10 protein-coding genes are annotated in these 11,332 nt (G+C 74.3%); 5 read left to right on the top strand and 5 right to left on the bottom strand.

Features of this window, described 5'->3' with window-relative positions; all coding sequences use genetic code 11:
* The 3 genes from PV721_RS35750 to PV721_RS35740 form a co-directional block, all read left to right on the top strand.
* Positions 1 to 930 (top strand): VWA domain-containing protein (locus PV721_RS35750; protein ID WP_319731806.1); only part of this gene is annotated, 930 nt, incomplete at its 5' end.
* Positions 930 to 1,529 (top strand): cob(I)yrinic acid a,c-diamide adenosyltransferase, encoded by a 600-nt coding sequence (gene cobO / locus PV721_RS35745; protein WP_319731803.1) that lies wholly within the window; start codon positions 930 to 932, stop codon positions 1,527 to 1,529. The genes PV721_RS35750 and cobO, both read left to right, overlap by 1 nt.
* Entirely contained in the window at positions 1,523 to 3,013 is a 1,491-nt protein-coding gene (locus PV721_RS35740) for a cobyrinate a,c-diamide synthase (RefSeq protein ID WP_319731802.1), read from the top strand. The genes cobO and PV721_RS35740 overlap by 7 nt, the downstream gene beginning before the upstream one ends.
* A gap of 2 nt (positions 3,014 to 3,015) precedes the next feature.
* Here PV721_RS35740 and PV721_RS35735 read toward each other — a convergent pair whose 3' ends face one another.
* The gene (locus PV721_RS35735) at positions 3,016 to 3,741 is read right to left on the bottom strand and encodes a ZIP family metal transporter (protein ID WP_319731801.1); all 726 of its coding nucleotides are present in this window, start codon (positions 3,739 to 3,741) and stop codon (positions 3,016 to 3,018) included.
* A 224-nt stretch (positions 3,742 to 3,965) separates the two neighbouring features.
* Here PV721_RS35735 and cobC point away from each other — a divergent pair, with 224 nt between their 5' ends.
* Together cobC and PV721_RS35725 are read left to right on the top strand one after the other, a co-directional pair.
* The gene (cobC, locus tag PV721_RS35730) at positions 3,966 to 5,387 is read left to right on the top strand and encodes an Rv2231c family pyridoxal phosphate-dependent protein CobC (protein ID WP_319731800.1); all 1,422 of its coding nucleotides are present in this window, start codon (positions 3,966 to 3,968) and stop codon (positions 5,385 to 5,387) included.
* Between the two features lie 175 nt (positions 5,388 to 5,562).
* A complete protein-coding gene (locus tag PV721_RS35725) occupies positions 5,563 to 6,792 on the top strand; it encodes a CapA family protein (protein ID WP_319731799.1) in 1,230 nt (409 codons plus the stop codon).
* 153 nt (positions 6,793 to 6,945) lie between these two features.
* Here the strand turns inward: PV721_RS35725 and PV721_RS35720 are convergent, their stop codons facing one another.
* The 4 genes from PV721_RS35720 to PV721_RS35705 all read right to left on the bottom strand — a co-directional run bounded on the left by PV721_RS35720 (position 6,946) and on the right by PV721_RS35705 (position 11,131).
* Positions 6,946 to 7,884, bottom strand: a complete 939-nt coding sequence (locus PV721_RS35720) for an SCO1860 family LAETG-anchored protein (RefSeq protein ID WP_319731798.1) — start codon at positions 7,882 to 7,884, stop codon at positions 6,946 to 6,948.
* A 282-nt stretch (positions 7,885 to 8,166) separates the two neighbouring features.
* Entirely contained in the window at positions 8,167 to 9,252 is a 1,086-nt protein-coding gene (locus PV721_RS35715; protein ID WP_319731797.1) for an amidohydrolase family protein, read from the bottom strand.
* A 42-nt stretch (positions 9,253 to 9,294) separates the two neighbouring features.
* Positions 9,295 to 10,353, bottom strand: coding sequence for an aminotransferase class V-fold PLP-dependent enzyme (locus PV721_RS35710; RefSeq protein WP_319731796.1), 1,059 nt, complete (start codon positions 10,351 to 10,353; stop codon positions 9,295 to 9,297).
* Between the two features lie 70 nt (positions 10,354 to 10,423).
* Complete coding sequence (locus PV721_RS35705; RefSeq protein WP_319731795.1) at positions 10,424 to 11,131, bottom strand: DsbA family oxidoreductase; 708 nt, start codon at positions 11,129 to 11,131, stop codon at positions 10,424 to 10,426.
* Positions 11,132 to 11,332 lie beyond the last annotated feature (201 nt).

Below are 11,332 nucleotides of genomic sequence, written 5' to 3'. Positions count from 1 at the left end.
TCGGACGCCCCCGAGTCCCCGCAGCCGTCCGCCCGGGATGCCGGCGGCCCCGAGCAGGCCGCCGTACGGGCCGCCGAGCCGTTCCGGACGAAGATGCTGAGCGTGCCGGGGCTCGGCGAGGGCGCGGCCGGGCGGCGTTCGCGCGCCCGTACCGCGCACGGCCGGACCACCGGCGCCCAGCGCCCCCGGGGCCACCTGACGAAGCTGCACCTGATGGCCACCGTGCACGCGGCCGCCCCGCACCAGCGGGCCCGCGGCCGGGACGGGCGCGGGCTGGTCATCCGCAAGGACGACCTGCGCCAGGCCACCCGGGAGGGCCGCGAGGGCAACCTCGTCCTCTTCCTCGTCGACGCCTCCGGCTCCATGGCCGCCCGGCAGCGGATGAGCGCGGTCAAGGGCGCCGTGCTGTCGCTGCTCCTGGACGCCTACCAGCGCCGGGACAAGGTCGGCCTGATCACCTTCCGGGGGGCCACCGCCGAGCTGGCGCTGCCCCCGACCTCCTCGGTGGACGCGGCCGCGGCCCGGCTGGAGCAGCTGCCGACCGGCGGTCGCACCCCGCTGGCCGCCGGACTGCTGAAGGCCCACGAGGTACTGCGGATCGAGCGGCTGCGGGACCCCTCGCGCCGGCCGCTGCTCGTGGTCGTCACCGACGGCCGGGCCACCTCGGCCGGGACCGCCGCGGGCCGGACGGACAGCACCCCGCGGGAACTCGCGGGACGCAGCGCGCGGCTGCTGCAGGCCGGAGGGGTCGCCTCGGTGGTCGTGGACTGCGAAGCCGGGCCGGTCCGGCTGGGGCTGGCCGGCGTGCTGGCCGCGGACCTCGGCGGCCCCGCCGTCACGCTCGACGGGCTGCGGGCCGACTCGCTGGCCGGGCTCGTGAAGAACGTACGTACCGCAGTGACATCCGACAGCAACAGGAGGGCCGCGTAATGCCTCAGGGACAGCCGTCCGTCGTTCCGGACGACGGACTCACGACGCGCCAGCGCCGCAACCGCCCGCTCGTCTTCGTGCACACCGGCCCCGGCAAGGGCAAGTCCACGGCGGCCTTCGGGCTGGCCCTGCGCGCCTGGAACCAGGGCTGGTCGATCGGGGTGTTCCAGTTCGTCAAGTCGGCGAAGTGGAAGGTCGGCGAGGAGAACGCGCTCAAGGTGCTCGGCGCCTCGGGCGAGGGCGGCGCGGTCGCCTGGCACAAGATGGGCGAGGGCTGGTCCTGGGTCCAGCGGGACGCGCAGCTCGACAACGAGCAGGCGGCCAAGGAGGGCTGGGAGCAGGTCAAGCGGGATCTGGCCGCCGAGACGCACAAGCTGTACGTGCTCGACGAGTTCGCGTACCCGATGCACTGGGGCTGGATCGACGTCGACGAGGTCATCGAGGTGCTGCGCAACCGTCCCGGTACGCAGCACGTGGTGATCACCGGCCGCAACGCGCCGGAGAAGCTGGTGGAGTTCGCGGACCTCGTCACCGAGATGACCAAGGTCAAGCACCCGATGGACACCGGCCAGAAGGGCCAGAAGGGCATCGAGTGGTGACCTCGTTCCACGTTCCCCGGCTGGTCATCGCCGCGCCCTCGTCGGGCAGCGGCAAGACCACCGTCGCCACGGGCCTGATGGCGGCCTTCTCGGAGCGCGGCCTCGCCGTGTCCCCGCACAAGGCCGGGCCCGACTACATCGACCCCGGCTACCACGCGCTGGCCACCGGCCGGCCGGGGCGCAACCTGGACGCCTTCATGTGCGGGCCGGAGCTGGTCGCTCCGCTGTTCGCACACGCGGCGGCCGGGTGCGACCTCGCCGTGGTCGAGGGCGTGATGGGGCTCTACGACGGGGCGGCGGGCCGGGGCGAGCTGGCGTCGACGGCGCAGGTCGCGAAGTTGCTGCGGGCGCCGGTGGTGCTGGTGGTCGACGCCTCCTCGCAGTCGCGATCGGTGGCGGCGCTCGTCCACGGCTTCGCTTCCTTCGACCCGCAGGTGCGGCTGGGGGGCGTGATCCTCAACAAGGTCGGCTCCGACCGGCACGAGGTGATGCTGCGGGAGGCCCTGGAGGAGGCGGGGATGCCGGTGCTCGGCGTCCTGCGGCGGGCTCCGCAGGTGGCCACGCCCTCGCGCCACCTGGGCCTGGTGCCGGTGGCCGAGCGGCGCGCGGATGCGCTGGCCGCGGTGGCGGCGCTGGCCGCGCAGGTCCGCCAGGGCTGCGACCTGGACGCCCTGATGGCGCTGGCCCGCACGGCCCCGGCGATGGACTGCGAGGCCTGGTCTCCGTCGACTGCGCCGGCGCGCTGGGGCTCCGCCCCGGACCACGCGCCTCAGTCGCCGCACAACCCAGCCTCGCCGGCGTTTGAGGCGCGGGGATCCGGGGGCAGCGCCTCCGGCAACGGCGCCGCAGGGCGGGGTCCGGGGCAGAGTCCCAGCCGACGACCGGTGGTCGCAGTGGCGGGCGGGGCCGCGTTCACGTTCTCGTACGCCGAGCACGCGGAGCTGCTCACGGCAGCAGGGGCGGACGTGGTCACATTCGACCCGCTCAGGGACGAGGCGCTGCCCGAGGGAACCGCCGGCCTGGTGATCGGCGGCGGCTTCCCCGAGGTGTACGCGCCGGAGCTGTCCGCCAACGAACCGCTCCGCGCGGCCGTGGCCCGGTTCGCCGAGGCCGGCGGCCCGGTGGCCGCCGAGTGCGCCGGGCTGCTGTACCTCGCCCGGTCGCTGGACGGCAAGCCCATGTGCGGCGTGCTCGACGCCGACGCCCGCATGTCGGAGCGGCTCACCCTCGGCTACCGCGAGGCGGTCGCGGTGTCGGACAGCGCGCTCGCCGCCAACGGCACCCGGCTGCGCGGGCACGAGTTCCACCGGACGGTGATCGAGCCGGGCGCCGGTGCCGCGCCGGCGTGGGGGTTCACGCACCCCGAACGCCGTGTCGAGGGCTTCGTGCAGCAGGGTGTGCACGCCAGCTACCTGCACACGCACTGGGCGGCGGAGCCGTCCGTCGCGCTGCGCTTCGTCGAGGCGGCGGCGGCCCGGCCGTGAGATCAGTCCGCGATGCCCACCACGAGCCAGATCCCGGCCACCCCGCCCACCGTGCACATCAGCGTGGACAGGGCGGGGTGCTTGTGGTGGGCCTCGGGCAGGATCTCGGCGGCCGCGAGGTAGAGCAGGACGCCGCCGAAGAATCCGAGGTACGCGCCGAGGGGTTCCTCCGGAAGGGTGAACAGCAGAGTGGACGCCGCGCCCACGACCGGGGCGACGGCGTCCGCGAAGAGCATCATCAGGGCCTTGCGGCGGTCGTTCCCGTAGAGGCTCGTGAGCGTGTACGTGTTGAACCCGTCGGCGAAGTCGTGGGTGATGACGGCCAGCGCCACGGCCACGCCCATCCCCCCGCCGACCTGGAAGGCCGCGCCCAGGGCCACGCCGTCGGCGAGGCTGTGGCCGACCATCGCCGCGGCCGCGGTGAGCCCGACCTGAGGGACGCGGGCGCCGTCCTCGGCGCCGTGCGCGGCCTGGCGGACCGCCAGGAGCCGCTCCACGACGTGGGCGACGAGGAATCCGGCCACGAAGAGCAACAGGGCGAGGGGGACGCCGAACACCTCGTCGCCCGCCGCGTGGATGGACTCCGGGAGCAGGTCGAGGCCGACGACGCCGAGCATCAGGCCGCCGGCCAGGCCCAGCACGAGGTGGCGGCGGTCGGTGACGCGCTGCGCCGTCCATCCGCCCGCCAGGGTCATCAGGAACGCACCCAACGCCACGATCACGGCCATGTGCCCCTGAATACAGACTCCTCGCGTCGCGCGCACGTTTGCGCGCGGGTGGCGGGCATCGGAGTGTTGACGACCTGCCGGTTCCGGTGACGTGTGCGGGTGGCGGACCGGTGGCTGCGGCGGTGACGGTGGCGGTGTAGGTGTCGGTGTAGGTGTAGGTGTCGGTGTCGGTGTCGGTGTCGGTGAGAGTGACTGTGACTGTGACTACGGAGGGAGGACTCCCGGTGGGCGACTACGCGACGCATCTGGTGGTCGGGGTCGGCGGGCGCGCGGGGGTCTCCGTCGCGGAGGTCTGCGCCCTGATCGAGGAGACGCTGCGGGGGGCCGGGCTGACCGCGGAGGCGGTCACGGCCCTGGCGACGGTGGAGTCGAAGGTGGGCGAGGCGGGGATCGCGGGCGCGGCGGAACGTTTCGGCGTACCCCTCGTCGGCTACCCCGCACACCAGCTGGCCGCGATCGCCGTGCCGCACCCCTCCGAGGCGGCGCGCACCGCCGCCGGGACCCCCTCGGTTGCGGAGGCCGCGGCCCTCGCGGCGGGCGGGGAACTCCTCGTGCCCAAGCGCCGGTCGGTGGCGGCCACCTGTGCGGTGGCCACCGCACAGGCGCACGACCTGCGCCACCACGGTGATGCCGAGGTGATCGACGCGGGCTCCGCGCTGGTGGACCTCGCGGTCAACGTACGGGCGGACACCCCGCCGGCCTGGCTCAAGCAGCGGATCGCCGCCTCCCTCGCGGATCTCGCCGCCTACCCCGACGGCCGTGCGGCCCGCGCGGCGGTGGCGGCCCGGCACGGGCTGCCGGTCGAGCGGGTGCTGCTGACGGCGGGGGCCGCGGAGGCCTTCGTCCTGATCGCGCGGGCGCTGGGCGCCGTACGGCCGGTGGTGGTGCATCCGCAGTTCACCGAGCCGGAGGCGGCCCTGCGCGACGCGGGCCACCGGGTGGAACGGGTGGTGCTGCGGGCGGAGGACGGGTTCCGGCTGGACCCGGCGGCGGTGCCCGAGGACGCCGACCTGGTGGTGATCGGCAATCCGACCAACCCGACGTCCGTCCTGCACCCCGCGGCGGCGCTGGCCGCGCTGGCCCGCCCGGGCCGGATCCTGGTGGTGGACGAGGCCTTCATGGACGCCGTCCCGGGCGAGCGGGAGGCCCTGGCCGGGCGGATGGACCTGCCGGGGCTGGTGGTGCTGCGGAGCCTGACGAAGACCTGGGGGCTGGCGGGGCTGCGGATCGGCTACGTGCTGGCCGAGCCGGAGGTGATCGCGAAGCTGGCGGCCGCCCAGCCGCTGTGGCCGGTGTCGACACCGGCCCTGGTGGCGGCCGAGGCCTGTCTGGCTCCGGCGGCGCTGGCCGAGGCGGAGGAGGCGGCGCGGCGGATCGCGGTGGACCGGGCCCATCTGCTGGCCGGACTCACAGAGTTCGACGAGGTGACTGTCGTGGGGGTGGCGGAAGGGCCGTTCGTGCTGATCCAGGTGGCACGGGCCGCGGAGGTCCGCACCCGGCTGCGCGCCCTCGGTTTCGCCGTCCGCCGCGGGGACACCTTCCCGGGGCTGGACCGCTCCTGGCTGAGGCTGGCGGTCCGCGACCGGGCGACGACGGGCCGGCTGCTCCAGGCCCTGGACCACGCCCTCGCCCTGACCGCCCGCTGACGGCCGCCGCCGGGCGCGCCCCTGCGGAGGCCTCCTCCGGCCCGAAACCCCTCCTGACCTGCGCACCTTCCCGCAATCCGGTGGCGCTGCCACCCGATCGGCCCCCCTACTATGGCCCGGGGGCGGGGGCCGGGTCAGGATCCCCGCATCGGTGCAGGACATCGGGGGGTCGGAAATGAAGGCATCCGCCAAGATATCCGCGGCGCTGGCCGGGCTGGCGGTCGTGGGCGGCTGTGTCTACGCCGTGCCGCAGCTGTTCGACCGAGGCGCGGCGCCCGGAACGGAACAGCGGCTCCGGGGCCTGCCGGACCGGGCCACGTCCGCCCCGCCGGAGGGCGGCGCCGGCTCCGGGAGACAGTTCACCCTGGTGGCGACCGGCGACATCATCCCGTACCCCTCGATCGTCCAGCGGTCGGCGGACGATGCCGGCAAGGCCGGGGAGTACGACTTCCGGAAGATACTCGCCGGGGTCAAACCCCTGGTCTCCGCCGCCGACCTGGCGATATGCCACCACGAGATACCGTACGGGCGGCCCGGCGGCCCCTACACGGGCTATCCCACCTTCAAGGCACCGCACCAGCTGGCGGACGCCCTCAAGGACGCCGGGTACGACGGCTGTTCCACCGCCTCGAACCACACCCTCGACGACGGCTACGAGGGCCTCGCCCGCACCCTGGAGCACCTCGACCGGGTGGGCATCCCGCACGTCGGCTCGGCCCGCAGCGCGGAGGAGGCCAAGGCCCCGGCCCGGCTCGCGGCCGGCGGCGCGCAGGTCGCCCAGCTCTCGTACACGTACGGCACGAACGGCATCCCGCTCCCCCAGGACAAGCCGTGGGCCGTGAACCTGATCGACAAGGACCGGATCATCGCCGACGCCCGCGCCGCCCGGGCCGGCGGCGCGAACGTGGTGGTGCTCAGCGTCCACTGGGGCACCGAGTGGCAGACGGCGCCCGACGCGCAGCAGAAGGAACTGGCGCAGGCGCTGACCGCCTCCCGCGCGGCCGACGGCCTCCCCGACATCGATCTGATCATCGGCACGCACAACCACGTACCGCAGCCCTACGAGAAGATCAACGGCACGTGGGTGGTCTTCGGGATGGGCGACCAGGTCGCCAGCTTCGTACCGGCCGACAAACTGCGCGGCAACCAGTCCTCGGTCCCCCGCTTCACCTTCGCCCCGGCGGCGGCCCACCCCGGCCGCTGGGAGGTGGTGAAGGCCGAGTACCTCACGCAGTACTCGGACATGGGGCCGCCGTTCCGTGTCGTGTGCGCCTCCTGCGCGGCGTCCGACACCTCCCTGCCCGCGGCGAAGCGGAGCGAGTACGCCCGGATCGACCGGCAGGTCACCGAGGCCGTGCTGTCGCGCGGCGCGGGCGGGCAGGGGCTGGAGCACGCCACCCGCTGAGCGGCGCGGACTTACCCGAGCGGCACGCCACCCGGTGAGCGGCGCGACCTTCTCTGAGCAGCACGACCCTCCCCGAGCGGCACGCCACCCGTTGAGCATTCCCCTCCGTGTGCTCTTCGGGCGGCGGCCCGGGCGGGTCCGGGTCCGGTGGTCCTACGAGGCCCTGCCCCGGCGGGTCACCAGGAGCGCGACCCCGCCGATGCCGAGCAGGAACAGCGCCCCGCCCGCGACGTAGGGGGTCAGTGAACCGCCGCCGGTCTCGGCCAGGTTGGCGTCGGTGGTGACACCGGAGGCGATGCCGGAGCCGGTCCCCGTCCCGGTCTGCGGCTTGACGTCCGGGTCGGCCGCCGGCGGGGCCGACGAGGGCGCCGGGCCCGCCGGGGTCTCGCAGTGCGCCTCGGCGAGCACGATCTCGCCCTCCACCTGCGCCACGTTCAGGTTCAGCGGGTTCACCGACACCTTCAGGCGGAGCGCGGCCGCGGCGGCCGTGGTGGAGGTGGTCTGCGTACCGGACAGCTCCAGGTCGACCACGCCCACGCCCGGGACCTCCAGCTTGGTGGGGCCGCCCGCCGACAGGGTGACCTTCTTGCCGAGCGCCGTCACCTTCCCGAGGACGTTCGCGCTGGCCACCGGCTTCTTGCCCGCCTCGCACACGGCCTTGGACGTGACCTTCTCCACTTCGACGAGGGAGAGCAGCGGCAGCCCGGGCACGTGCACCGAGGCCTTGGCGAGGTTGGCCTCCGCCTCGGCCCGGTTCTTGTCCGCGTTCGCCTTGGACGTGGCCACGTCGGCGCGCAGGACGCTGACCGGCCTGTTCCCCTCGACCCCGTCCAGGGTGACGGTCAGCGCGGTCTTCTCGGCCGTCTCCGGTGCGCTGACCTCGTTGAGGGTCGCCTTCAGCGGTACGTCCACGGTCTTGTTGAGCAGGCCCACGTCCAGTCCTGCGCGCAGGACCACGGCGCCGGCCTTGCCCTCGCCGCCCGCCCCGGCTCCGCCGCCTCCCGTGGCAACGGCGGGCGGGGCGGTGAGCAGGGCCATCGCTCCCGTGGCGAGCAGGACGGCGGCGGGCATGCGGAAGGTGTTGCTGTTCAAGGTGTGGAACCCCCGGGGAGATGGGTGCCGTCGCGCCGCCAATGGGGGACATTGCGCGCGCCGACGGCCTCGACCCCGGAATCTTTACTCACTGTGAGTGAACGGGCGGCAACCTGACGTGAGTTCACCCCAAAGGGTGGTTTCCGCGCGTGTACTCGATTTACGGCGCCTCAGGAGGAACGCGAGTTCCCTCCTTTCACGGACGGCCGGCCCGTGCGGCCTTCTCCAACGACCGACGGGTCCCCGATGTCACGCGGCGTCAACAGGGCGCCGCCGCGGGGCTCAGGCCCTGACCTCGCCGTTCACGACGACCCGCAGCGGCTGCGCCAGCGCGCGCACGTCGGCCCGCGGGTCGGCGCCGTAGACCACGAGGTCCGCCGGCGCCCCCTCCGTGAGACCGGGCCTGCCGAGCCACTCGCGCGCCGCCCAGGCCGTCGCCGACAGGGCGTCCAGCGGCGGGATCCCGGCCTTCACCAGTTCCTCCACCTCCGCCGCGACCAGGCCGTGCGGCAGCGAACCCCCGGCGTCCGTGCCCACGTAGACGGCGATGCCCGCGTCGTAGGCGGCCCGTACGGTGTCGTACCGACGCTCGTGGAGCCGCCGCATGTGCGCCGACCAGCGCGGGAACTTCGCCTCGCCGCCCGCCGCCATCTTTGGGAACGTCGCGATGTTCACGAGGGTCGGGACGATCGCGACCCCGCGCTCCGCGAACAGCGGAATGGTGTCCTCGGTGAGGCCGGTGGCGTGCTCGATGCAGTCGATGCCCGCCTCGACCAGATCGCGCAGCGAGTCCTCGGCGAAGCAGTGCGCGGTGACGCGGGCTCCCAGCCGGTGCGCCTCGGCGATGGCCGCCTCGACCTCGGCGCGCGGCCAGCAGGCCGCCAGGTCCCCGGCGTCGCGGTCGATCCAGTCGCCGACGAGCTTCACCCAGCCGTCGCCGCGCAGCGCCTCGCGGCCGACGTACTCGACCAGGTCGGACGGCTCGATCTCGTGCGCGTAGTTGCGGATGTAGCGGCGGGTGCGCGCGATGTGCCGGCCGGCCCGGATGATCTTCGGCAGGTCCTCGCGGTCGTCTATCCAGCGGGTGTCGGAGGGTGATCCGGCGTCGCGGATGAGGAGGGTGCCGGCGTCCCGGTCGGTGAGGGCCTGGCGCTCGGCGGTCGCGGCGTCGACCGGGCCGTGGGCGTCCAGGCCCACGTGGCAGTGCGCGTCGACCAGCCCCGGCAGCGCCCAGCCGGTCACCGTGGTGACCTCGCGGGCCCCGGGCGGGCGTTCGTAGGAGACCCGCCCGCCGACCACCCAGAGCTCGTCGCGGACCTCGTCGGGCCCGACCAGCACCCGCCCCTTCACGTGCAGCACATCACTCATGGCGGCACTGTACGTGCGCCCCGCACGTGCGCGCCGTCCGCCTCAGGACGAGGAGAGGACGTCCAGCAGCCGGTCCACGTCCGCCTCCGTGCTGTAGAGGTGGAACGAGGCCCGCAGGGCGCCGGCGCGGGCCGAGGTGGCGATGCCGGCCGCGTGCAGGGCCGGCTGCCGGTCCGCGAGGCCCGGCACCGAGACGATGGCGGCCCCGCCGGGCACGGGCTCGTGGCCGAGGCGGGCGAGCCCGGCCCGGTAGCGGGCGGCGAGGGCGGTGTCGTGGGCGTGGATGGCGTCGATGCCGATCCGCTCGATCAGGGCCAGCGAGGCCTCGGCCGCGTGGTAGGCGAGGAAGGCCGGGGACTCGTCGAACCGTCGCGCTCCGTGGGCCAGTTGCGGCATCGGCCCGTAGATGGCGTCCCACATGGACTCGGCCGCCACCCAGCCGGCGTGCAGCGGGGTCAGGGTGGACTGGGCCTCCTGCGACACGGTCAGGAACGAGGCCCCGCGGACGGCGAGCAGCCATTTGTACCCGACGGTGACCGTGTAGTCGTAGGGCGAGGCGTCGAAGGGCGACCAGCCCACCGCCTGGGACGCGTCCACGAGCATCCGGGCCCCGTGCGCCGTCGTCGCCGCGCGCACCGCCGGCAGGTCGGCCGTCCGCCCGTCCGCGGACTGTACGGCGCTCAGCGAGACCAGGGCGGTGTCCGGGCCGACGGCCTCGGCGAGGGATTCCAGCGGCGCGAAGCGGACCTTGAGGTCGCCCCGCACCACGAAGGGGTTGATCACGGAGGCGAATTCACCCTCCGGGCACAGGACTTCCGCGCCGGGCGGGAGCGACGCCGCGACGAGGCCGACGTGGGTGGAGACGGCCGAGCCGACGGCCACCCGCTCGGCGTCCACCCCGACGAGGCGTGCGAAGGCGGCCCGGGAGCGGTTCACGCGGTCGAAGTCGCCGAAGCCGGCGGGGACGCCGGCCCCCGCCGCGTCGGCCAGTTCCCGTACGGCCGCGACGGCGGAACGCGGGAGCACCCCGCAGTTGGCGGTGTTGAGATAGGCGGTGGAGTGGGCGAATTCGGCACGGGTTGCTTCGGCGAGAAGATCCATGCCCTCAACTCTGCGACAGGAACGACCCAAAGTCCATTGCCGAGTTACCTGTGCCCCCTCCAAGTCATCCTTATACCTGCGGGACGGCGCAGGCCCCGTCGGGCTCGCACGCCCCGGCCCCGGAGGCCGGCTCCTCGATCTCCCGCCCGGCCCATGCCTGCTCCAGGGCCCGGGTGAACACCTCGGCAGGCTGCCCGCCGGAGATGCCGTAGCGGCGGTCGAGGACGAAGAACGGCACGGCGTTCGCGCCCAGCTCCGCGGCCTCGCGCTCGTCGGCCCGGACTTCGGCGGCGTAGGCCGAGCCGTCGGCGAGCACGGCCCGCGCCTCGGCCTCGTCCAGCCCGGCCTCGACGGCGAGCGCCACCAGCACCTCGGGGTCGAAGACGGAGCGCTCCTCGCCGAAGTTGGCCCGGTAGGCGAGGTCGAGCAGCTCCTCCTGCCGGCCGCGGGCGCCGGCCAGGTGCAGCAGCCGGTGGATGTCGAAGGTGTTGCCGTGGTCGCGGCCGTCGGTCCGGTACTCCAGCCCCTCGGCGCGGGCGCTGGCCGCGACGTGCTCCTCCATGCCGCGCGCTTCGTCGAGGGTGCGGCCGTACTTCTTGGCGAGCATCTCCACGACGGGAGCGGTGACCCCCTTGGCGCTGCCCGGGTCGAGCTCGAAGGACCGGAACACGACCTCCACCTCGTCACGGTGCGCGAACTCGGCCAGCCCCTTCGCGAAACGGGCCTTTCCGACGTAGCACCAGGGGCAGGCGATGTCGCTCCAGATCTCGACGCGCATGATCCTTCTTCTCTCCGGGGTCGCGGGACAAAACGGTTTCCCCTTCAACCACTCGTTGCCCCGTCTCATTCCCCGGACACGGCGGGAGCGGACGCACGGGCAGCGTGCGGGGACCGCGCCGCCGTGGGAGCGGGCGCGGTCCCCGTGAGCCTGCGGGTCCGGAGGCGTGTCGTCAGCGCTGGGGCGGGCGGGGGTCCCCGG

This window comes from Streptomyces sp. MB09-01 (genome assembly GCF_033794505.1).
Taxonomy (GTDB): Bacteria; Actinomycetota; Actinomycetes; order Streptomycetales; family Streptomycetaceae; genus Streptomyces.
The sequence above is the reverse complement of the archived record's forward strand: the minus strand, read 5'-3'. Positions and strand labels throughout refer to the sequence as shown.